General features: G+C 71.5%; 12 protein-coding genes and 4 pseudogenes. 5 read left to right on the forward strand and 11 right to left on the reverse strand.

Annotated features, from left to right (window positions below):
• Positions 1–10 precede the first annotated feature (10 nt).
• The 3 genes from LNW71_RS06870 to LNW71_RS06880 all read left to right on the forward strand — a co-directional run bounded on the left by LNW71_RS06870 (position 11) and on the right by LNW71_RS06880 (position 1,729).
• On the forward strand, positions 11–424 hold the full coding sequence (locus LNW71_RS06870; protein WP_018551717.1) for a roadblock/LC7 domain-containing protein: 414 nt from the start codon (positions 11–13) through the stop codon (positions 422–424).
• Between the two features lie 89 nt (positions 425–513).
• Complete coding sequence (locus tag LNW71_RS06875) at positions 514–1,167, forward strand: DUF742 domain-containing protein (RefSeq protein ID WP_250967415.1); 654 nt, start codon at positions 514–516, stop codon at positions 1,165–1,167.
• Complete coding sequence (locus LNW71_RS06880) at positions 1,148–1,729, forward strand: ATP/GTP-binding protein (RefSeq protein WP_014048542.1); 582 nt, start codon at positions 1,148–1,150, stop codon at positions 1,727–1,729. The genes LNW71_RS06875 and LNW71_RS06880 overlap by 20 nt, the downstream gene beginning before the upstream one ends.
• 129 nt (positions 1,730–1,858) lie before the next feature.
• On the opposite strand, the gene LNW71_RS06885 is transcribed toward LNW71_RS06880, so the two are convergent.
• From LNW71_RS06885 to LNW71_RS06925, 9 genes and pseudogenes are all read right to left on the reverse strand, one after another.
• Positions 1,859–2,062, reverse strand: coding sequence for an acyl-CoA carboxylase subunit epsilon (locus LNW71_RS06885; protein ID WP_250967416.1), 204 nt, complete (start codon positions 2,060–2,062; stop codon positions 1,859–1,861).
• A 67-nt stretch (positions 2,063–2,129) separates the two neighbouring features.
• On the reverse strand, positions 2,130–3,713 hold the full coding sequence (locus LNW71_RS06890) for an acyl-CoA carboxylase subunit beta (protein WP_250967417.1): 1,584 nt from the start codon (positions 3,711–3,713) through the stop codon (positions 2,130–2,132).
• A gap of 153 nt (positions 3,714–3,866) precedes the next feature.
• Positions 3,867–5,104, reverse strand: a pseudogene (locus LNW71_RS06895) (carbohydrate ABC transporter substrate-binding protein).
• Positions 5,101–6,126 carry a hypothetical protein gene (locus LNW71_RS06900; protein WP_250967418.1) on the reverse strand — a complete coding sequence of 342 codons (1,026 nt, stop codon included), beginning with the start codon at positions 6,124–6,126 and terminating at the stop codon, positions 5,101–5,103. The pseudogene LNW71_RS06895 and the gene LNW71_RS06900 overlap by 4 nt, the downstream one beginning before the upstream one ends.
• Positions 6,123–7,562 (reverse strand): VWA domain-containing protein, encoded by a 1,440-nt coding sequence (locus LNW71_RS06905; RefSeq protein WP_250967419.1) that lies wholly within the window; start codon positions 7,560–7,562, stop codon positions 6,123–6,125. The genes LNW71_RS06900 and LNW71_RS06905 overlap by 4 nt, the downstream gene beginning before the upstream one ends.
• A gap of 43 nt (positions 7,563–7,605) precedes the next feature.
• A pseudogene (locus LNW71_RS06910) lies at positions 7,606–9,890 on the reverse strand (tetratricopeptide repeat protein).
• Positions 9,887–11,278, reverse strand: a complete 1,392-nt coding sequence (locus LNW71_RS06915) for a serine protease (protein WP_250967420.1) — start codon at positions 11,276–11,278, stop codon at positions 9,887–9,889. The pseudogene LNW71_RS06910 and the gene LNW71_RS06915 overlap by 4 nt, the downstream one beginning before the upstream one ends.
• An 83-nt stretch (positions 11,279–11,361) precedes the next feature.
• Entirely contained in the window at positions 11,362–13,695 is a 2,334-nt protein-coding gene (locus tag LNW71_RS06920) for a polysaccharide lyase 8 family protein (RefSeq protein WP_374119359.1), read from the reverse strand.
• 119 nt (positions 13,696–13,814) lie between these two features.
• Complete coding sequence (locus LNW71_RS06925) at positions 13,815–17,684, reverse strand: endo-alpha-N-acetylgalactosaminidase family protein (RefSeq protein ID WP_250967421.1); 3,870 nt, start codon at positions 17,682–17,684, stop codon at positions 13,815–13,817.
• Between the two features lie 391 nt (positions 17,685–18,075).
• On the opposite strand from LNW71_RS06925, the pseudogene LNW71_RS06930 reads away from it, so the two are divergent.
• A pseudogene (locus LNW71_RS06930) lies at positions 18,076–19,304 on the forward strand (glycoside hydrolase family 64 protein).
• A gap of 68 nt (positions 19,305–19,372) precedes the next feature.
• Here LNW71_RS06930 and LNW71_RS06935 read toward each other — a convergent pair.
• A pseudogene (locus tag LNW71_RS06935) lies at positions 19,373–20,490 on the reverse strand (DUF4185 domain-containing protein).
• A gap of 305 nt (positions 20,491–20,795) precedes the next feature.
• Between LNW71_RS06935 and LNW71_RS06940 the strand changes: the two are divergent.
• Positions 20,796–21,443 (forward strand): peptidoglycan-binding protein, encoded by a 648-nt coding sequence (locus tag LNW71_RS06940; RefSeq protein ID WP_250967422.1) that lies wholly within the window; start codon positions 20,796–20,798, stop codon positions 21,441–21,443.
• A 95-nt stretch (positions 21,444–21,538) separates the two neighbouring features.
• Here LNW71_RS06940 and LNW71_RS06945 read toward each other — a convergent pair whose 3' ends face one another.
• Positions 21,539–22,060 (reverse strand): hypothetical protein, encoded by a 522-nt coding sequence (locus LNW71_RS06945; protein ID WP_250967423.1) that lies wholly within the window; start codon positions 22,058–22,060, stop codon positions 21,539–21,541.
• Positions 22,061–22,238 lie beyond the last annotated feature (178 nt).

A 22,238-nucleotide genomic window follows, 5' to 3' on the forward strand; every position in this document is an offset into this window, starting at 1 on the left:
TGTGAGCCCGATGAGCCAGGCGGCGCAGAATCTGAACTGGTTGATCACCAACTTCGTGGACAACACCCCTGGGGTGTCGCACACGGTGGTGGTCTCCGCCGACGGACTCCTGCTGGCGATGTCCGAGGGATTTCCGCGTGACCGCGCCGACCAGCTGGCGGCTGTCGCCTCCGGTCTGACCTCGCTGACCGCGGGTGCCTCGCGGATCTTCGAGGGCGGCGCCGTGAATCAGACAGTTGTGGAGATGGAGCGGGGATTCCTCTTCATCATGTCCGTCTCCGATGGATCTTCGTTGGCCGTTCTTGCACACCCGGACGCCGATATCGGTCTGGTTGGGTACGAAATGGCACTTCTGGTCGATCGTGCCGGCAGCGTCCTTACTCCGGACCTGCGCGCCGAACTTCAGGGAAGTCTTCTTAACTAGTAGACAGACAGTGCGTTTCGCCTCACCGCGCCATAAGGTGCGGTGGCGCGGATCCACTGAGACCGGGACCGGCAGGCGGAGGAGGAATCGTGGGTACACCCCCAGGCGGGCACCAGTTCAACAGTGGCCAGCAGGTACCGGGTGAGCACAGGGACGACGGCTTCAACTTCCCCTCCACACCAGGCAGACAGGGCAGGCAGCAGCCCTACCGGCAGCCGCAGCCGCCGAGGCGCGCCCAGGGCGCGGACGACTGGCCGCAGCACACCCAGGGCTCGGAGTGGCCGCAGCAGCCGCAGCAGCCCCAACAGCCGCAGCGCCCGCACCGGTACGACTCCCCGCAGCCGCCCCGCATTCAGCCGGTGCAGCCGCGACGGGCTCCCGAGCCGGCCGCGCCGGCCGCGCACAATCCGCTGGTTCGTCCGTACGCCATGACCGGTGGCCGGACCCGACCGCGCTACCAACTCGCCATTGAGGCGTTGGTCAGTACTACGGCCGATCCGTCCCGGCTGCAAGGGCAGTTGCCCGAGCACCAGCGGATCTGCCGGCTGTGCATCGAGATCAAGTCGGTGGCCGAGATCTCGGCCCTGCTCTCGATCCCCCTCGGCGTTGCCCGGATCCTCGTAGCCGACCTGGCAGAGGCCGGACTCGTCGCTATCCACCAGCCCGGCGGCGAAGAGTCCGCCGGCGGCCAGCCAGATGTGACACTGCTCGAAAGGGTGCTCAGTGGACTTCGCAAGCTCTAGCGGCGGAGCGGCCCGCTCCACTACCTCGGCGAAGATCGTGGTGGCAGGGGGCTTCGGCGTGGGTAAGACCACGTTTGTCGGTGCCGTTTCGGAGATCAATCCGCTGCGCACCGAAGCCGTGATGACGTCCGCGTCCGCGGGCATCGACGACCTGACACACACCGGGGACAAGACCACCACCACGGTGGCCATGGACTTCGGCCGCATCACCCTGGACCAGGACCTGATCCTGTACCTCTTCGGTACACCCGGCCAGGACCGCTTCTGGTTCATGTGGGACGACCTCGTACGCGGCGCCATCGGCGCCGTCGTGCTCGTGGACACCCGCCGCCTCGCCGACTGCTTCCCCGCCGTCGACTACTTCGAGAACAGCGGACTCCCCTTCGTCATCGCCCTCAACGGCTTCGACGGACACCAGCCCTACACCCCCGACGAAGTCCGCGAAGCCCTCCAGATCGGACCGGACACCCCGATCCTGACCACGGACGCGCGGCACCGGGCGGATGCGAAGAGCGCGCTGATCACCTTGGTGGAGCACGCGCTGATGGCCCGCCTGCGGTAGGCCCCTCCCGGGCCCGGACATACGTGAGGCCCCGCGCTCCCTTGGTCGGGAGTGCGGGGCCTTTCGCGTGGTGCGCCCGGCCTTCGGCCGTGCTTTGTGCTCAATCGCCGGACGGGCTCAATCCGAAGGTCAGCCCTGCCAGCTGTGGGGGGCGCGGAAGCCCGGGGTGCGCTCCAGGCGGCGCCAGCCGGCCGTGTTGCGGCCTCGGTGGGCGGGGGCCTCGGCGGGCTGGGAGGCGGCGCGGGCGAGCAGGACCGCAGTTATGGCGGCCAGCTCCTCGGGGTCGGCAAGACCCTTCTCGACACGCAGCACGGACTCGGCGGCAGTGGTCATGGATGTCTCTCCGTCTTCTCGGCAGGTCTTCGCGGGGCCTTGCAGGGTTGCTGCGGGGGGCTGCGGACTACTGCGGGGGGTTGCCGTGCTTGCGGGACGGCAGGTCGGCGTGCTTGGAGCGGAGCATCGCCAGCGAGGCGATCAGGACCTCGCGGGTCTCGGCAGGGTCGATGACGTCGTCGACCAGGCCGCGCTCGGCGGCGTAGTACGGATGCATCAGTTCGGCCTTGTACTCCTTGACCATGCGCGACCGCATGGCCTCGGGGTCCTCGGCGTCGGCGATCTGCCGACGGAAGATGACGTTGGCCGCACCTTCGGCGCCCATCACCGCGATCTCGTTGGTGGGCCAGGCGTAGGTGAGGTCCGCACCGATGGACTGGCTGTCCATGACGATGTACGCGCCGCCGTAGGCCTTGCGGAGGATCAGCGAGATCCTCGGCACCGTGGCGTTGCAGTAGGCGTAGAGCAGCTTCGCCCCGTGCCGGATGATCCCACCGTGCTCCTGATCGACGCCGGGCAGGAAGCCGGGTACGTCCAAAAGGGTGACGATGGGGATGTTGAATGCATCACACATCTGGACGAACCGAGCGGCCTTCTCGCTCGCCTCGATGTCCAGGACACCGGCCAGGGCCTGCGGCTGGTTGGCCACGATGCCGACGACCTGGCCGTCCAGGCGGGCCAGGGCGCAGATGATGTTGCGGGCCCAGCGCTCGTGGATCTCCAGGTAGTCGCCGTCGTCGACGAGCTCCTCGATGACCTTGTGCATGTCGTACGGGCGGTTGCCGTCGGCGGGCACCAGGTCCAGCAGGACGTCGCCGCGCCGGTCGGCCGGGTCGTCGCTCTCGGTCGAGGGCGGGTTCTCGCGGTTGTTGGAGGGCAGCATCCCGATCAGGTAGCGGACCTCGGCGATGCAGGTCTCCTCGTCGTCGTACGCGAAGTGCGCGACGCCCGAGGTCTCGGCGTGCACATCGGCGCCGCCGAGGCCGTTCTGGGTGATCTCCTCGCCGGTGACCGCCTTGACGACGTCCGGTCCGGTGATGAACATCTGCGAGGTCTCGCGGACCATGAAGACGAAGTCGGTGAGGGCCGGGCTGTAGGCCGCGCCGCCCGCGCACGGGCCGAGCATCACGCTGATCTGCGGGATGACACCGGAGGCGCGGGTGTTGCGCTGGAAGATCCCGCCGTATCCGGCGAGCGCCGAGACGCCTTCCTGGATACGGGCGCCGGCGCCGTCGTTCAGCGAGACCAGCGGGGCACCGGCCGAGATGGCCATGTCCATGATCTTGTGGATCTTGGTGGCGTGGGCCTCGCCCAGGGCGCCGCCGAAGATCCGGAAGTCGTGCGCGTAGACGAAGACCGTCCGGCCCTCGACCGTGCCCCAGCCGGTGATGACACCGTCGGTGTACGGCTTCTTCGCCTCCAGGCCGAAGCCGGTCGCCCGGTGCCGGCGCAGCTGCTCGACCTCCTTGAACGAGCCCGGGTCCACGAGCAGCTCGATGCGCTCACGCGCCGTCAGCTTGCCCTTGGCGTGCTGCGCCTCGGTCGCGCGGTCACTCGGTCCGCGCCGGGCCTGCTCGCGCAGCGCCAGCAGTTCGGCCACACGGCCACGGGTGTCGCTCTGCTCGCCCGGGGTTTCGTCCACAACGGTCATGTATCGACCCTACGAACTCCACCAAGAAAATCCTGCCGTCGACTCCGCACAGTCTCCTGGCCGGTTTCCTGGTGGAGCCTGACAGAAGGCGTCGGCCATGCAGGCGAAGTGCCAGCCGGGACCCACTTCTGTTTGTAGGGGTTCCACAAGGGCTCACTGTGGCCTGCTGCACACCTGGGTCAGCCGGGGAGTGTCCCGGGGCTGTGCGTCCTGGACCTTCTGGATGTCGGCCAGCCGGCCCCGCACCGAGGAGTCGGGGTGCGCGACCGTCATCAGTACCGCTTCGTAGAAGGCGTCGCGCACCGCGGCCGGCATGACGTCGGACGCGTCCAGGCAGAGCGGCACCCGCTGGTCGGCGAAGCGGCTGCTGATCTGCTTGTCGACCGCACCCTTCTTGGCCGGGACGGCCGCGTTCGGTGAGAACACCCCGCCCTTGCGCCCCCAGTCCTCCTGCGCTTCCCGGGAGGCGAGCCGCCTGATCATGTCACGCGCCGGGCCGCTGGTGCCGAACAGCGCGGCGAAGTCGGCCGACACCTCGTGGGCCTTCACCGTGTAGGGACCGCCGGGCAGCAGGCGCGCCGAGTCCATGAAGACGGCCTGTTCCTTGCGGTCCCCGTAGAAGGCGCGGGCGAAGGAGCCCTGGTGCTCCAGGTCGCAGCCGCCGCCGAAGAGCAGCCCGTGCCCCCCGACCCGGCCCCGGTGGTCGGCCAGCAGCGCGTCGCGGGCCGCGGTCCGGTCCTGTGCGAGCAGTCCGGCCCAGGTGGTCCAGGCGGCGGCCACCCGGTCGTCGGTCCACTTCAGGTCGCCGGTCGCCCAGCGCGAGTAGAGCACCGGGCCCGCACGCTGCAGGATCAGGTCCTCGATCCAGTCACTGCCGGGCCAGCCCGACGCGCCGTCGTCGCCCATGCCCATGCACCACGATTCCAGTGGCGCGGGTTTGGAGCGCCGGGCGGCGCCCTTGCGGTACCAGACGATCGACTTGAGATCGGCCTTGAGCGGGACCCAGAGGTGTTCCGCTATGCCCTTCGCCTCGGGCTGCCAGGGTTTCCCGTACTCCTTGGGCTCGTAGAGACCCTCCAGCGAACGCAGCCGGCCGTCATGGGCGTACTCGACCAGCTCGCCGACGCCCGGCAGGATCGCGATGTCGGGCGGGTTGCCTGCCTGGACCTCGGCAAGCAGCACCTCGCGGGTGGCGGCGGTGCCCTGGTAGGTGTACGGGATCCCGAAGCCGTCCAGCACCTCCTTGAACTGCCGCTCCTGGTCGTCGGTCCACGGGCCGAGGATCGTCACCTTCGGCTCCTCGTCACTGCCGCCGGGGCCGAGAGCCCGCAGCCACCGGCTGCCAGGAACAGGGCCAGGACGAACAGGACAGCGCGGGTACGCAGGGTCATCCGGCCCTCCAGTAGTCGGCGTTGAGCCGTCGGCAGATACCGACCGCCGGCAGCAGGACGATCAGCGCGCCGCCGCCCAGCGCCCCGTAGTAGGTCCAGCTCTGCCAGGTCCGGGCGGCCAGCGGGCCGCGCAGGGCCGTGGAGTCGTCGATGACGTCCTGCTGGGCGTCGACCAGGCCGTCCTCGCGGTCGTGGGCCCGTGCCTCGATCCCGCGTAGCTGGGCGCGGGCGGTGTCCAGCCGCTCCTGGGTGGCTGTGGTCGCCCACAGCGGGAGGACCGCCAGGGCGACGGCGGCCAGGAGTGACAGCAGCAGCCAAGGGTCGTGGCTGCGGCCGCAGCGGCCGCGCAGCACCCACAGAGCGGAGAGCACGGTCAGCGCCATCACGAGCAGGCCCAGTTCGGCGACCGCCCAGCCGGCCCGCTGGAGCGCGCCCATCGAGCTGACCCTGCCGACCCGTTGCATCTGGTGTTCCTGCAGGACGTCCAGGCGCGGCACCACTCCGGTGCCCTCCCGGGTGAGGATGCGTTCGGCCTCCTCGAACTTCTCCTTCTGCATCCACTCGTCATTCACGTACTTGACCGAACCGGGCGTCATCGAGCTGCTGTACGAGGTCAGCAGGCCGTTGACCGTGGTGAGCGCGCCCCGGCCGCGCTCCCCGTCGATCTGTACGTCGGAGAGCCGGGACAGGCCCTGGCCGGCGGCGGACAGCTGGTTCTCGTACCCCGCGCCGGCGCCCATCACGCCGTCGATGTCGTGGTAAACCGAGGCCTTCGCCTCCTGGTGGGCGCGCAGCAGCGCCAGCTGGGTGGTGGCGACCCCCTGGACGGCCGGTGCGCCGCGGGTGCGCATCGCCCCCGCGGAGTTCTGCACCTCTCGGTAGGACACGAGCAGCACGGTCATCGAGACGAGTGCGGTCACCACCAGGACGGCCAGGTGCAGTTCGAGCAGCCGCCTGGTGCGGGAGCCGCTGAGCCGCCGGGTCCGGAAGCCGTGCGTCCATCGGGTCAGCCAGGGAGTCACAGCCGCCTCCCGCAGGCGATGCAGTACTGGGCGTGGGGTCCGGCCAGGTGACGACAGCCCGCGTCCGGGCAGGTCACCGGCTTCCCGGCGGTGCGTTCCGGCAGTTCCAGCAGGTGGCCCGACGCGATGTGCAGACGGCCCCGGCGCACGCTGCCCCGGTCGACGGTCGGGCCGACCCGGACCAGCCCCTGGGGGCCGTCGAGGATCTCGGCCACCTCGCGGACGTCCGCGAGGACCCAGGTGGCACCGATCTCGGTGGCCAGCCTCACCGCGAGGCCGAACTGCTGCTCGGCCTCGGCCCGGCTCATCGGGTCCAGGGCGGCGTATCCGCGGTTGAGGGCGGTCCGCATCTGTGTGGCCACGTTCATCGCCTGGAGGGTGCCGCCTCCGCCGCCGCCGGTCGCTCCCGCACCCACCGCGACCCCGGGCGGCAGCCAGCGGACCAGGAGCGGGGCGGTGGCGTCCGCGACGGACACGGTGGCCAGTTGCAGCAGCACCCCCAGCGGGTCGGTGCTCGCGTCGACGTGCAGCGTGAGGAGGTAGTCCCGGGTGCCCGGCCCCCACTGGTGGGTGGGGAAGTCGACCCGGCGCGGCTCCCCCGGCCCGTGCACCGGTTCGAGCACCTGCTGGCGGGGGGCCGTCTCGGTCAGGGTCACGTCGCGCACCGCCGGACGCACGGTGACCGAGACGGGCAGTTCGGGGCTGCGCACCCGCCGGACGCGGCGCACGGACTCCGCGACGGCGGGGCCGAACCGGTCGGGGACATGATCGGCGGTGCCGTGCAGCGCCTCGACTACGGCGAGCAGCGGAGCGGGGTCCCAGTCGCTGCCGACCGCGAGCACATCAGCGGTGAACCTCCCCTCACAGGTGGCAAGTTCGCGCCGCAGGGCACCGTCCTCCCGATGGGCGTCGTCGGCCGCGTCGCGGCTGCTGCCGTCGGTGATCAGCAGCAGGTGCCGTACCGGCAGCGGGCGCTCGGCGAACAGTTCACGGGCGGCCGTGAGCCAGGCCGGGTACCCGGGAGGCGGCCGGTCACCGGCGGCCGGGGCGATCCGGCCCACGCTGAACGCGGCGCGGCGCTTCTCCGCCGTGCCGGCCAGCGCCCACCGGCCGCGCAACGGGTAGCAGCCGGTCGGTGTCCCGCCCTCGTCGGCGCCGCCCAGGACCGTGAACGAGAGACCGTCGGGCAGGGCGCGCAGCGCGGCGGCCAGCGACGCGGCCGCCTCCTCGCGGCGCTCCGGGGCGACGTCCAGCGCGATGACGACGGCCAGTTCGACGGCGGGCACTTCGTCGCACGGCCCCACGCCGACCGCCTTGACCCGCAGGTGGGCGTCGATCCGTGCGTCGTAGTGCGGCTGCTGGTCGCGCCGGACGTCCACGGTCACCTTCAGGCCGACGGGCAGCCTCGGCGCGGGCGGCGGGTCGGTAGCGCCCATGGGGCGGCCTCCAGCGGTTGGCGGGTACGGGACCGGACAGGGGTCACGAGCGGGTCTGCGGGCGGACCGCGTGGGAGAGGTCGATCAGCCGCTCGTACTCGGCGGGTGCCTGCCGCTGCCGGGCCAGCCAGCGGTAGCACTGCTCCAGCTCAAGACGCACCTCCCGCTCCCCGGGCACGGGCGGGGGCGGCAGCCCGGTCCGCAGCCACCCGCCGGGCGGCCGCGGTCCGTTGTGCGCCGCGCGCACGGCATCGAGCTTCCACTCCTGCAGCTCGGTCCGCAGCAGCCAGGCCGGCTCGTCGCCCGCGACCACCGGGGCGGGCGGGCCCAGCGCGGCGAGGCAGGCGTCGATCTCCGCCTCGTCGGGCAGCGGCCGCTCCCCCGCCGCGAGCCGCGCCGCGCGGATGCGGAACGCGGCGATCCGGGCGACGGTGTGGTCCCGCGACTCGTCGGGCACCAGGTCCAGGACCTCGATCGCCGCAGCCCGGTCCCGCGTGCCAGGGCCAGCCTGGCCAGACCCAGTGCGGCGCCGACGTGCGAGGGGTTGCGGGCGTGCACGGCCCGGAAGAGTTCGTACGCCGGGGGCCCCGCCGCGGCCGGCCGGTCCGCACCGAGCTGTTCCGCGCTGTACGCCAGCGCCAGCTTGGCCGCGTACTCGCCGGGCAGCGCCCGGTGCACGGCGGAGAAGTGCTCGGTGGCCGCTTCGAGCATCGGCTCCCGGTCGTGCAGCACATCGGCGCTGCGCAGCGCGACGAGCCCCCAGTGCCAGCTGAGCCGCCACTGCCGGACCGGCCCCGGGCCCGGTATGGCGGCCGCCGCCGCCACCTGTGCCCGCGCAGCCGCCAGTGCCTCGTCGCCCTCCTGGCCGAGCAGCAGCCTGGTGTTGTGCAGGCAGATCTCCACCGACCGCTCTCCGTCGGCCGGCTGGGCGAGCGGCTGCCCGGGGTCGTAGCTGCTGACTCCGAACCGGGCCGCCTGCGGGTCCCCCGGGTAGGGGCGCGGCACCGGCAGCCTGCGGGCGATCTCGGTCGGGGTGGGCAGCCCGGAGTCGAGGGCGGGTGCCTCGGGCGTCTCCCGGCGGCCGTACAGCGGGCGGCTCAGCCAGTGCGCGTAGTCGGGCACCGAACCCAGCCGCGCGCCCAGCAGTTCGGTGGACGGGGTGAAGTACGCCGACGGTTCGGGCTGGTCCCGCTTGCCGCGCAGCGCCCGGATCTCGCGCAGCACTCCGCGCAGTTGCCCGGCCATGTCGTCGGCGGAACCGAACCTGCGCTCCGGATCGTGTGCCGTGGCCCGCTCCACCACCAGCCGGAACGAGCTGGTGCCGAGGCCCGGCACGTCGTCACCGACCGCCCAGCCGGCCAGTTCGGCCAGGGTGACTCCGACGGTGTGCAGGTCGTGCGCGACGGTCAGCGGTCTGCCGCCGTCCATCTCGGGCGCGGCGAACCACGGCGTGATCACCGGCGGCGGATCGGTGGCACCGGCCTTGCGGACGCCGCCGAGGTCGATGACCTTGATGCCGTCGCCGTGATGGATGACGTTGGACGGCTTCATGTCGCCGTACAGGAAGTCCATGCCGTGCAGATGGGCGAGGGCCTCCAGGATCTGGCAGCCGTAGGTGATGACGTGTTCGATGTCGAGGACGAAGTTGCCCTGCCGGGTCGATTCGACGACGGCGGACAGCGTCCGGTCGCCGACGTCCTCCATCACGATGTAGCCGCCGGACACGGTGCCGTCCGCGTTGCGGGTGCTGACGAAGTCGCGGATCTGCACGATGCGTTCGTGCCGGATGGCGACGAGGCTGCGGCGCTCCTCCCCGGCCTGGGCGGCGCCGCGTTCCGCGTACCGGTTGAGGAGGCCCTTGACCGCGACGAGGTCCTCCAGGTGGGTGTCCTCCGCCAGGTAGACCCAGCCCTGGCCGCCGTGGGCGATGGGGCCGCGGATGCGGTACTGGTCCTGGAGCGGCGGCCCGTCCCTGGTCAGGTCGGGGCGGTAGGAGTACGGGGCTCCGCACCGGGGGCAGTGTCCCTCGTCCGGTGGCGGGGCCGCGGTGTACGGCGGGACGAACGGGGTGCCGCAGGCCTTGACGGAGCAGGTCATCACGATGCGCACCGGCTTCTCCGCGGCGCTGAGGCGCTCGGCCGGGGTGCCCGGGTCGAGCACCGGCAGCTCCAGCAGTCCGGCGGGGCCCTGCTGCTCGGGGGCCGTGGGCAGTGGCGGCAGGCCGGGGGCGGCCTCGTCGCGGCCACAGGTGTCGCAGTAGCCGGTCGGCCCGACGGCGCCGCCGCAGGCGGATCCGGTGAAACGGCGGTGCGGGCACGGAATCCTCATGGGCGCTCCGCCGGGCCCCGGCCGGTGCGCTGCGCCGGCAGGTCCGCAGGCCCGGGTCCGTGCTGCCGGTCGAGGTCGGCCCGTAACTCACGTAACAGCCGCTTCAGTGCCGCGAGTTGTTCCTGCGGGTCGGCCAGGGCACGCAGCGTCCGCAGCTGGCGGTGGCGGGCGGCCGCGTCGACGGTGGGCCGTGGCACCAGCGAGGCCGAGTCCACCATGTCCCGCAGACCGGCCCATTCCTGCTCGATGCGCTCGACGCGGCGCACCAGGAGCGCGGCCCGCTCGTCGAGAGCCGGCACCAGCAGGTGCTGCGCCACCTCGCTCAGCCCTTCTCCGTCGCCGCTGCGGAAGATGACGAGCAGCCGGAACCCGAGGGTCCTCACCCGCGTCAGCAGCGGCACCAGACGGCGCGGGTCCGGGTCCTCGTCGAGGCCGATCACGGCGAGCACGGGCCCCGATCCGGCCGGCTGCCCCGCACCCGAGCGGTCGGGCGCCGAGCCGCCCTCCAGCAGCCAGTCGTAGTACGTGTTCAGCTGGTACTGCGGCGGCCGCAGCTGCGCCACCAGGGTCTCGACGAGCTCCTCGGGCCGGGTGCGCCCGCCCCGGTAGACGAGGTGGGCCCGGTGCAACTGGTGCTGCAGGGCGCGGTCGCGGCCCCCGCCGTGGGGGACGACGCCGAAGCGCACGGCGGGCTGGTCGCCGCCCGCGAACCAGGTCCGCAGCCGCCGGGCCAGTCCGTCGTCCCAGCCGTCGGGGCCGCTCAGTTCGGCGACCAGCGGGACGAGTTCGGCAATCCGGTCGACGGGGATCATGTACGAGAACGACAGGTCGTTCTCGGTGGGCAGCGCCAGCTCCAGGTCACCGCGCCAGCTGACGACCAGGCCGACGACCCGCTCGGTCCGCGCCGCCTCGTCCCGGGTCTGCACGGCGGCGCCGCTGAACCCGGGTCGCACCACCTCGGCGTTGGAGCCGGCGTCGAGCTGCACCCAGGCACCGTGCAGCCCGCTGATCCGGCCGGTCAGCCACATCCCGTCGTCGAAGCTCTGCGAGTACCCGCCGATCCACACCTCGCGGCCGCGCTCCAGGCCCCGGCCCAGCGGTGCGGGCGCCGCCTGCGGGCGGGGGCTCTCCAGCGCGAGCACGGCGATGTCCTCGCGGTCGGGCCCCTCCAGGCCGGGCAGCCAGCCGCCCCGCGCGACCCGGGCGGCCACCGGCGGGATGCCGGGGCTCTCCGCGAACTCCACCCACATCCGGGCGTCCGGCTCCCCGACGACGTGCGCGCAGGTCAGCATCCGGTCCTGGGTGAGCAGCACGCCGGCTCCGCACACCGGGCCGTCCGCACCGCCGCGGCGCAACCGGAGCCGCCAGTCCGCTCTCAACTCCCCCATGAGGACCGAGACTACGCGTGCAACGGCCGGCCTTCCCAGACTCCCGCCCAGGGCCTCTCGTCCGGATCGGGCCGGGCTCGCGGTCAGCGGACGTCGCAGCGGAGCGTGGTCCCCGCCGTCCCCGGGTCCACGCCCAGCACCAGCCGCCGGCCGGTGGCGCGGATCTCGATGCCCGGGTCCGCCGAGACGACCTCGCGCACCGGCCGGTCCCAGACCACCTCGAACGGGGTGCCGCTCCGGTCGGGCCCGCTGACGCGGACCGCCGTCGTGTGCCGGGACTCCCGGACGAGCACCGAGGCCGGCCCCGTGGACGAGAGCCGTCCGGCCGCGCCCGGCTGCCAGAAGTTGGCGGCGGTCAGCCCGAGCGAGCGCACCGCCACCGCCTGCGCGGCGGCCGTGTTGGCGAGGACCGTGAGCCAGTGCCCGTCGGCCGCACGGGCGGCGACGGTGCGCCGGGAGGCGCCCGGCATCAGCAGATAGAGGTACGTGGCGTCGGCCGGGTCGGTGCCGTGGTCGAGCCAGAGGGTCTGCCAGTGCCGGGTCCGCGGCTCGGTGGAGCTGGTGGTGTTGATGTCGGACCAGGCGCCGGTCCTGGCCTCGCGCAGGGTGTGCAGCGCGGCGCCGCCGGGCAGCACCCAGCCGCCGTGCCCGTCCAGATGGGCCCAGCGGGGGCGTTCGCGGTCGTCGACGGTGAGGCGCTGCTGCCCGTCCGGGCCGAGGTTGCGGTTGTCGATCACCGTCTCTACGGGCACGCCGTCGGCGGCGCTGATGCCGGCGCCGAGGCAGATGACCGTGTCCGCTGCGCAGAACCAGGACTTACGGGCCTCCAGGGTGGAGTCGAGGCCCTTCACGTGCTGGCCGACGGCGGCGAACTCGCCGTCGTGCGCCCCGCCCACCCACTGCACGGCGGGCCGTGGTTCGCCCCACTCGCCGCCCGCCCGGTCGGCGAGCCGCTTGGTGGAGACCGTGGTGCCGGGCAGCCGGTACCAGTCGACGGTGGGCCAGAACCAGTCGGTGTACTGGTCGCCGCCGTCGCGGCCCTGCCACCAGTAGAGCATTCCGGCCCCGGTGTGCCAGCCCCGCGGGTTCTCGCCGTTGCCGCACTCGTAGGAGCTGATCCGCTCCGAGGACATCGCGAGGTTCGCGACCCAGCCGGGGCGGCGGTGCACGGCCCGGTCCATGGCGGCGAACAGGGTGTGGCCGACCGGCTCCGGCGCGGCGGCGACCGGGGCGGCCGCGGCCGCCTGCAGCCGGGCCAGGTCGGCGACGCCGAACTGCGGGGCGGTGAGGATCGCGCTGGTGGTGTCCCGCTCGATCCAGCCCTTCACCATGCCGTTCCAGCGGTCGCGCTCGGCGGCGGACGCGCCGCCCGCGAGCAGCGCGACAGCGGCGATCAGTCCCTGGCCGTGGAAGTGGTCGCTGCGCATGACCTGGAGTTCGTCGCTCTTGAGGAGGCCGCGGCTGATGGCCCGGCCGTTGACGCTGTCCATCATCAGACCGTCGTGGATGAGCGGTGCGTAGGCGTGTTCGACGCTGTCGAGGATGACTTGCCGGCTGGGGTCGGTGACCGCCCAGGTGGAGCCGGCCAGCAGGGCGAAGAGCCGGCCCAGGCCGTCGAGCATGACCTGGCCGTACGTACCCGAGTAGGCGATCCAGGTGTGCTGGACGAACGAGCCGTCGGCGTAGAGCCCGTCGCCCTTCGTCACGTACGGGAAGACGGGCGAGAGGGCGTCGCGGGCGAGCGCGATCCTGGCGGCGTCGCGGCCCAGCACCCCGCGCAGGGCGACGGAGCGGCACAGGTCGACGCGGTTGGCGCCGGTCGAGGTGCCGCTGTAGTCGGTGAGCATCGTGTCGGGGATGAAGTGGTCGACGGCGGCGCAGGCGGCCTGGACGCGCTCCTCACCGAGGTGGGGGCGCAGCACCGCGACGATGTCCATGAGCAGGCGCGGGCTGCCGATCTGCCACTCCCACCAGTTCCCGTAGCGGGCGGTCGAAGGGTTGTAGACGGCCTGGGAGAGGTGGTCGAGGCCGCGGAGGATGTCGGCGAGCAGCCCGGCGTCCCCGGTGTGGCCGGTGCCCTGCTGCGCGTACGCCTGGGTCATCGTCCACAGCCGGGAGTAGCTCCAGGTGATGCCGGCCGGCGGGTCGAAGGTGTGCCCGGCCCAGAGGGAGTCGGCGGCCGGGGCCATCGTCGCGCGGAACCCGGCGGCGAGTTCGCCGGTCCCGGCGAGCCGGGAGGCGTAGGGCTCGGTGGCGGGGTCGTACCCGGTGCCGAGGGAGAGGTCGTTCCAGCGCAGCCGGAGCGTCTCGAACTCGTCCTGCGCCGCGTGCGCCGCCGGGGCGAGTGCCAGGCCCAGTGCGGTGGCGCTGCCGGTGGCGAGGAATGTGCGGCGGGACCAGGCGGGCAGGAGTGCCACGGGTGTACCTCCGGTGGGCAAGTGGTTTAGACCGGACGGGGGTTGGTCTAGCACGCGCTTACTACGACAGGGAAGGGGGCGGACCGATGACGGCCCGCCCCCTTCCCCGACGGGGCGGTTCAGCTTCCGCAGTGGAAGCGGGCGCTGCCCCAGTCGGCGTGGTCGTTGCCGTTGCCGTCGCCGCCGTCACCGGCGGTCAGTTCGACGTACTTCGCGCCGGTGACGTCCGCCGTCAGCGACCAGGCGGGGTCGGCGGCCTTGAGGACCGGCGACTTCACCTTCTCCGTGCCGTCGGCCGTCACGGAGAACTGCACGCTGCCGGCGCTCTTCTGCACGTCGTCCACGCCCACCTCGGCGGTGAACGAGGTGCACTTGCCGCCCAGGTAGTACCGGACCTTCGCGGGGGCGTGGCTGCCGAGGCCCTTGGTGTAGACCGTGGAGCCGATGGTCAGCGGGCTGCCGTCGCCGGTGCCGGTCTCGCCGTTGGAGAGGTCGCGCTCGACCGGTCCCCAGCCGTTCTCGGAGGACGTCCAGTCCAGGTCACTGGCCCAGCTGTCCGTGGTGGGCGGCGGGGGCAGGGTGCGTACGGAGGCCTTGGCCGCGAGGGTGCGCAGGGCGCCGCCCACGGTGTAGGCGGCCTCGGAGGCCAGCTGGTACGTCCCGTACTCGGCGTCCACCGGCGGGGTGACCTGCCAGCTCCCGGTGACCTTCGCACCGGGCGCGACCGGGTCGAAGGTGACGGCGCCCGCGGGCTCGGCCTGCCAGCCCTCGGGGACGGTGAGCTTCACCGAGACGCCGGTGACCTCGGTGGCCTCGTAGTTGGTGAAGCTCGCCTTCACGGTGTTCGCGACGCCGGGTTCCAGCGTCTGGGCGGCCGGCTGGACGGTGAGCGTGCCGCAGGCGGCCTGCTCACCGGCGGGGGCCGCACCGAGGTCGGTCACGGTGAAGCCGTCGAGGACGAAGTCGGCTCCCTCGGGGGCGTCCTCGCGCTTGCGCAGCCCGGTCCAGGTGTCGCCGCAGCCCGCCGTGACGGTCTCGGTGAAGTGGCCGGTGGTGTGCTGGGCACCGACTGCGGTGGCCCTGGTCTGCACGGAGTCGGGCTTGCCGTCCGCGGTGATCCGGTCGTAGCCGTCGACCCACTCGTAGGCGCCGGCGTGGCTGGACTGGTAGTCGTACTCGACCTTGTAGCGGTGGCCGTCGGCCATCGGCACGGTCCAGGGGGCGGTCCGGTAGACGACTCCGGCGTTCTCCTCGTGGGACTTGAGGGACTCCTTGCCGCCGAGCACGTCGTCGACGAGCTTCCCGTTCCAGCCGGCCTGGGTGTACGGGGCGTGCAGCTGGGAGATGCTGGTGCGGGGGTCGGTGGAGCCGCCCGCATCGCCCTTGAGGAAGGGACCCCAGCCCTGGTCGACGTCCTCGAAGTCCTCGTGGGCGACGGTGTTCTTCCTGATCGCCGGAGCGTTGGCGACGAGGCGTACGTCGTCGGCGCGGACGGTCGCCGCGCTGCCCTCGGCGGCTTCGATGCGCAGGGTGGTGTGCCCGTCGGCGGGAGCGGTGAAGTTCACCTTCGCCCGCTGGAAGTACGTACCGTGCCAGTCGGACGCGGCGACCTGGTCCTCGGCGGTGGAGCGGTCCACGGCCACGGACTGTCCGCCGGCCGACAGGGTGGTGTGGCGCGTCCTGCCCGGCTGCACCTCGATGAGTGCGGAGGCGGTGTAGCGGGTGCCGGGCTTCAGCCCGCCGATGCGCTGGGAGAGCGCCGCCGTGCCACTGCCGGACAGCTTCGCGCTGTTGCGGCCCTGGCTGTCGGTGTCCCGGGCGGCGGTGCCGGTCCTCGACCAGTCGGACAGCTTGCTGTCGTTGAAGCCGGGGTCGTCGACGAGGGTGCCCTCACCCCACTTGGCGTCGGCGGCCTTCGGGGCCTTGTCCGGGTAGAGGACGTACGGCTGTCCGGCCTCGGCCGTCAGCGTGATCCTCCCGTCCACGGGACGGACGGTGCCGGTCCTGACCCGGCCGTTGTCGGTGAGCTCGTAGACGGTGTACGTGCCCGTGGAGGGCACCGCCCAGCTGCTCGTGCCGCCGGACTTGCTGTAGTGGTACAGCTTCTTGCCGCCGTCCCACGGCAGCAGGTAGTCGGTGCCGCTGAGCACCTTGCGGCCGTGGTCGTAGAAGGTCCGCCTGCCGTCCTCGACGGTGCCGCTCACGCCGCCGGTGAACGTGATGTCGTTGCCGTCCCAGCGGGTGATCTTCTGCTGCTGGAGGTACTTGGCGGGCAGGTTGCGCTGCCAGATGTTGTCGTAGAAGGCGTTCCAGTCGGTCTCGCCGGTCCAGCCCTCGAACTCGTCGATGGCACTCTGGCCGAGCACCGGGTCGTTGTTCCAGACATCCTTCTCGTCGTTGCGGATGAACCGGATGATCTGCGAGTTGAGGCCCTTGTTGGTGGCGCCGCCGTAGTCGAGGTCGTTGGCCCAGTGCGACCAGAGCGAGCCGCGTTCGAACTTGTCGGCCCATTCGCTGGCGACGTTCCAGCCCTGCTTCTGGAGGGACTGGAGGGTCTTGTCGGCGATCCAGCCGTGCGTGTAGTAGACGTCGATGTAGAGCATGCTGAGATTGCTGTTCGTCTCGTTGCGCAGCTGCTGGAAGCGCTTGGCCAGGTCGCCGCTGTTGATGTCGCGGCGCTGGTCGATGTAGTAGCTCTGGTTGAGCCAGTTCCAGCCGGGCTTCGTCTTGTCGACGAGGTTCTCGTCGAAGGCCCTGGCCTCCGGGTACGCCTCGGTGGCGTTGACGTGGACGCCGAAGGTCGCGCCCCACTTCTTGCCGTCCTTGAGGAGCTCGTTGAGGTCCTTCAGTCCGCCGGCGCGCTTGTTGTAGTTGCCGCCGTAGTCGGGGTGGGCGGAGTCGTGGCCCTCGGAGGCGTAGCCCTTGAGCAGCGCCAGCTGCCCGAGGCCGTCCGTGGCGAGGGAGATCCGCTTGACGTCGTCCAGGGTGCGCAGGAAGGGGTGGGTGGCCTGGCTGGCGAAGTTGAACGGGATGTGGGTGACGACCCGGTCCGCGGTGTCCTTGCTGCCCGGCGCGACCACACCGATGGAGCGGAAGGCAACGGCGCCGTCCTGCCAGTCGACGGCCTTGTCGCCGTTGGCGTCGGGGGTGACGACGACCTTCGCCCAGGGGAGGTTGTCGCCGCTCTCCGGCTCGGGCGCGCCCTCGCCACGGTAGGTCCACTGGCCGGACCAGACGCCGACCCGGGTGGAGCCGTCGTCGTCCTTGCGGGCCTGGTGCCAGAAGCGGGCGTCGTCACCGCCGGTGGCGCCGGCGGGCTTGTCGTACGAGGAGTTGGACTCGACGGCGGCCGCCAGCGATCCGGTGTTGAGGAACGCGTACGTGGCACCGACCGGCGCGGCGTCGGCCCGGGTGCCGTCGGTGACCTTCGCGAAGACGTCCGCGGTCCTGGTCGAGTCGGGGTCGAGCCGGGTGAAGGCGGTCGCGGCACCGGTGTCCGTGCTCGCGACGGAGACCAGGTCGTGGCCGGGGATGTCGATGGTGCCGACCCGGAACGCCGTGGTGTCGCGGACGGCGGTCACCTTGAAGGTGGTGGCGCGTCCGGCGACCGAGAGCGTGGCGTCGATCTCGACGCCGGGCAGATCGGTGAAGGTGAGCGTGTAGCGGGCGGAGGACTTGGTGATCCTGGGCGCGCCCTTGAGCCGCACGGGGTGTGCGGTGCCGTTGAGGGTGACGGCGGTGACCGGCCGGGTGCTGCCGGACAGCTGCTTCCCGGAGGCCCGGTCGGTGTACGTGAGGACGCGCGGGAAGTCGTCGGCGACGGCGACGGCGAGCTGCGCGGACCCGATGACGGCGCCTGCCGGGACGGCCGATTCGGCCGCGGCGGGTGCGGGGGCGGCGGCTGAGGCGGGGAGCGCGGTCCCCACCAGAGCCAGGACGGCAGCTGAGGCGGCGGCAGCAGCGCCCGCTGTAGTGAATCTTGGCGACATGTGCCCTGCGTAGTCGTCATGTCCGGACACCGTCAACGACGTACGGCCGCGAGGGCCCTCCAGTCCAACAACCGCCGTGCGTAAGTCCAAGTAGGCGCACGTGGGGGGCGTGCGAGCCAGCGGGGAATCCGCGTTCAGGTCTTGATCACGGTGTCCGGATCGCGAGTGGACGGACACGCCAAGTAGCCGTTTCAGGCGTCGAGTTGTGAAGACCCGGAATTTTTGAGAGCGCTCTCAGTCACAAGTCTTGACGCCTGCCGCGGCCCTCGCGAGAGTGGTGCGCACCGCGGAGGCGCTCGCTCCACCTCCCCGCACCATCCTGCCGCCCGCGGGTCCGGATATCCCCCACCCACACCCCCACTTCCCCACCCCCACGCCTCAGGAGTCCCTCGTGATATCGCGCAGACTGTTCCTGACGGGCGGCGCCGCCGCCACCGCGACCGCACTCACCTACCCCCTGTGGGGAAGCGCGCTGAGCCCGAGCGCGTCGGCGGCCGCCGCGACCTGCGAACTGGCCCTGGAGAACAAGTCCCTGCCCGGACGGGTGAACGCGTACGTCACCGGCCACGAGCAGGGCACCGACCGCTGGGTGCTGCTGCGGGCGGACGGCAGCGTCTACCGCCCCGACTCCCCTGCCGCGCCGCAGACCCCGCTGCCGGTCGACTGCGCGATCCCGCTGAACGCGGCGGGCGGCGCCCCCGTCGTGGTGACACTGCCTCAGATGTACGGCGCCCGGGTCTACTTCGTGCGCGACGACACGCTGGACTTCTACCTCAACCCGGGCCCTCCCTGGTCGAGCCGGCCTTCGCCACGTCCACGGACTCGAACTACGGGCGCACCTGGTCGTTCTGCGAGTTCACCTTCAACCCGCAGCAGCTGTACGCGAACATCAGCTACGTCGACCTGGTGACCGCGCTGCCGATCGGCCTCACCCTGGAAGGCGACAGCACGCACAAGGTGGCCCCGCTCCCGGACGGCGCCGTACAGAAGATCGCCGACGGCCTCACCGCCCAGGCCGCCGCGGACGGGCAGCCGTGGGACAAGCTGGTGACGCGCGGCTCGGACGGCAGCGTGCTGCGGGTCATCTCGCCGCAGAACCTGATGGCACCGTTCTTCGACCGCCCCGACGAGATGCCGTTCCGCGATCTGTTCACCGCGCAGATCGACGAGGTCTGGGAGAAGTACCGCTCCACCGACCTGCGGATCGACCTGCAGGGCGGGCGCGGCGTGTTCACCGGGCGGGTCAGCGGCGACACCCTGACCTTCAACGGCGGGCACACCTTCGTCAAGCCCGTCTCCAAGGACATCTTCACCTGCAACCACGGGCCGTTCACCAACAACCCGGCGGACTCCGACGACAAGAAGGGCCTGCTGGCCCGGCTCGCGGCCGGCTTCAACCGCTCGATCATGCTCAGCCACCCCGACCAGCCGAACGGCACCACGGTGGCCGACTACTACCAGGGCGCGGTGACCAACCACTGGTCGCGGATCGTCCACGCCAACAGCCCCATCGGCTACGCCTTCCCGTACGACGACGTGCGTCCCGACGGAGAGCCGGACGTCTCGGGCGCCGCCAACGACGGCAACCCGCGGCGCTTCACGGTGAGCGTCGGCTCCTGACCCGCCCCACCGAAGCCGCGGGTGCCCCCGTCCGGGCGGGACGGGGGCACCCGCATGCGGCCCCGCGCTCAGGCCGCCAGCCCGTTGATGCGGTACTGCATCACCTGGTAGTTCTGGTCGTCGAACCACTGGCTCACGGCGATGTGGAAGTCACCGAAGGTCGATCCCGGGACAATGAAGCCGCCGTACGGGCTGGCGACCGCGGTGCCGGTCTCCAGACCGGGCACGGTGGGCACGATCATGGTCTGCTCCGGCGTCGTGAAGAGGTTCGCGGTCGGAACCGGGAAGATCTGCGCGCGGATGTCGAGCGGAGCCATGTTGAGCCAGGTGAATGCGTATTTACCGTCCATGGCCCGGAAACAGATCTCGCCCCAGCGGCGCGGCCCGGTGACGGAGGTCGGCTGGTTTCCCCAGGCCCAGGCCCCGCCGGCATATCCCCACGGTTCGTACGCCGCGGGATTTCCCAGGTCGTCCTGCGGAACGCGGTGCAGCAGCAGATCGGATGTCACGTCGCGGTTGAAGGCCGTCGACAGGACATAGCAGTATCCGTCGTCCGCGACCGCGTAGGTCTTCTGCTGGAACTGCCCGTTGCACTGGTCCCGGGCCATTGGCAGAGGTATTGCCAGCTCTCCCCGTTGTCGTCGGAGCGCCAGAAGTCCGAGTGATGGGTCCGGTAGATCACTCCGCGCATCAGGTGCATGTACATCGTGGAGCCGATGGTGAACACGTCGGAGGGAATGGCGGTGGTGCCGCCGTCATGACCTTCGGGGACCAGCCCGGCGGCGTGCGCGCCGCCGACGCTGCCGTCGATGACGAGCGAGCCCGGCGAGGCGTTCGAGGCGCGCAGTGCGACCGGGGCGCGCCAGTCGGGTCCGCCGACGCCGCCGCCGTCGAAGGTGTCGCCGCACACCAGGAGCATCGAGCCGTCGGGGCACCGCGCCGGTATGCCCAGGTCGGTCCAGGGTGCGGCGAAGCGTCCGGTCTCGGCGGGGCCGGTGAGGTTGCGTACCTTCCCACCGGTGACGAGCGGCGCGGCGCGCTCCCCGGCCACGGCGGCGCGGCTCCCGGCCGCGAGACCCGCGACGGTGAGCGCGGCGCCGGCGCCGGAGCGCAGCAGCGCGCGGCGGCTCGGGCGGGCGTGGCCCTCGGCGTCCCGGTCGGGGACGGGTCGGTTCGATCCGTACATGGCAGCTCCTGTGGGGAGGGGTGCGCTGCGGACAGGGCGGGGCAATCGCCCTGCGGAGGATAGGACGGGGGTGCGTCATCACAACAGAGGCCCACATCAAGCACTTACGACAACGGGCAACAAATGGGAATTGCTTCATTGGTCGAACCGGTGACGACGCATACTTCACACTGCGGATTCCGTTCCTCTTCCCATTCCCGGCCGACTCCCCCACCTGGGGCGACAGCCGAATTCCGGCAATGCGTCAACTCCCCTGTCAGACAGAGCCCTTGACGCCGAATTCGGGTCCGCGACACCGTGCCGTCATGCGACAGAAGAGAATGGCTCAGCTGATAGCCGCCGCCGCGGCCACCGCCGGGATACTCCTTTCCGTTCCGGCGACCGCCCAGGCGGCACCCACCCCCCACGGCCTGCGTTCCTTCCAGGCGGCTCACGGGCTGCGGCCCACCGGCTCGGTCGACGCGGCCACCGCACGGTCACTGCAGGCGGCTCCGGACAGCGAACTGCGCGCGGTCTTCACGGTCGCCGCCGACCTCGGGCCCGCCGAACTCGCCAACGCCCGTACCGTCATCGGCGTCGGGAAGGGCGCCGGGATTCCCGAGCAGGGGCAGGTCATCGCCCTGATGACGGCCATGCAGGAGTCCAAGTTCGTCAACTACACGACGCCGGTCGACCATGACTCGCTCGGGATCTTCCAGCAGCGGCCGAGCACCGGCTGGGGCACCCCGGAACAGATCACGGACGTCGCCACGTCCTCCAAGTCCTTCTACGGGGTGGCCCCGTTCGGCAGCAACCCGGGACTGATCCAGATAGCGAACTGGCAGACCAGGCCGCCGGGTGAGGTGTGCCAGGCGGTTCAGGTGTCCGCCTATCCCGACCGGTACGCGCAGTGGGAGCAGTTCGCCCGCGACCTGCTGGCCCAGGAGGGCCCCACCGTCGACCCGATCTACTGAGACCCGCCCGCCCCCACATGCTCTGCCGCTACCCCCACACACAGGCACCCCCGTCCTTGCGGACGGGGGTGCCGTGGTGTGCGGGACCCGGGGTGTCAGCAGCCGCCGCAGTTGTAGTAGGTCACGTCCCAGTGGCTGCCCTCGTCCGCGTAGACGTTGCCGGAGCCGGACTTGTACTGGGGCGCGCCGTCGCCGCGCAGGCCGAGGTAACTGAACGTGCCGTGGATGTAGTTGGTGAGACAGGTGGTCTTTCCGAAGTCGAGCTTGTAGCCGTTCCAGTGCGAGTAGGTGCCGCTGGCGTGCCCGGTCTCGGTACCGCCGGTGATGTTGAGCGCGCAGCCCGTCGCGCTCTTGAGGGTCTGGGCTCCCTGAGCGGTCGGCAGGTTGAGCTGGTCGAAGGACGTGCAGGTGGAGACGTTGCGGTTGGAGCAGCCGCCGGAGGACGACCAGGTGACTCCGGACGAGCTGAATCTTGCGGTCGCCTGGCTGTGGGTGAGCTTGCTGACGGCGTAGGCGTCCGTCGATCCGGTGACGACACCGATTCCGGGGGCGAACAGGACGCCGAGAACGAGGGCGAGGGCGGTCAGGACGGGGCGAAGCGTCATACGGGACACCATGGGGGGACTCCTCCTGTGCATGACAACGATGGCAGGGAGATAGTGCCTGAGTTCTACGCGCGTCCGCCAGAGGGCGTGGGGTGTCGGTCGAGTGAATCCGTGGCGCCGCACGTAACAGTCCTGGCGCAGGATGTTGAACTTTGAACTAGATGGGTCTAGAGTGAATCTCGTTGAAGGT

Origin of the sequence: Streptomyces sp. RKAG290, assembly GCF_023701695.1 — a bacterium.
In the GTDB taxonomy this organism is placed as follows: Bacteria; Actinomycetota; Actinomycetes; order Streptomycetales; family Streptomycetaceae; genus Streptomyces.

Excerpts from the sequence above, each read along its gene's own strand:
- LNW71_RS06890 (WP_250967417.1), bottom strand. The coding sequence starts at position 3,713 with ATGACCGTTGTGGACGAAACCCCGGGCGAGCAGAGCGACACCCGTGGC.
- LNW71_RS06905 (WP_250967419.1), bottom strand. The coding sequence starts at position 7,562 with ATGGGCGCTACCGACCCGCCGCCCGCGCCGAGGCTGCCCGTCGGCCTG.
- LNW71_RS06885 (WP_250967416.1), bottom strand. The coding sequence starts at position 2,062 with ATGACCACTGCCGCCGAGTCCGTGCTGCGTGTCGAGAAGGGTCTTGCC.
- LNW71_RS06915 (WP_250967420.1), bottom strand. The coding sequence starts at position 11,278 with ATGGGGGAGTTGAGAGCGGACTGGCGGCTCCGGTTGCGCCGCGGCGGT.
- LNW71_RS06945 (WP_250967423.1), bottom strand. The coding sequence starts at position 22,060 with ATGGTGTCCCGTATGACGCTTCGCCCCGTCCTGACCGCCCTCGCCCTC.
- LNW71_RS06870 (WP_018551717.1), top strand. The coding sequence starts at position 11 with ATGAGCCAGGCGGCGCAGAATCTGAACTGGTTGATCACCAACTTCGTG.
- LNW71_RS06940 (WP_250967422.1), top strand. The coding sequence starts at position 20,796 with ATGCGACAGAAGAGAATGGCTCAGCTGATAGCCGCCGCCGCGGCCACC.
- LNW71_RS06925 (WP_250967421.1), bottom strand. The coding sequence starts at position 17,684 with ATGTCGCCAAGATTCACTACAGCGGGCGCTGCTGCCGCCGCCTCAGCT.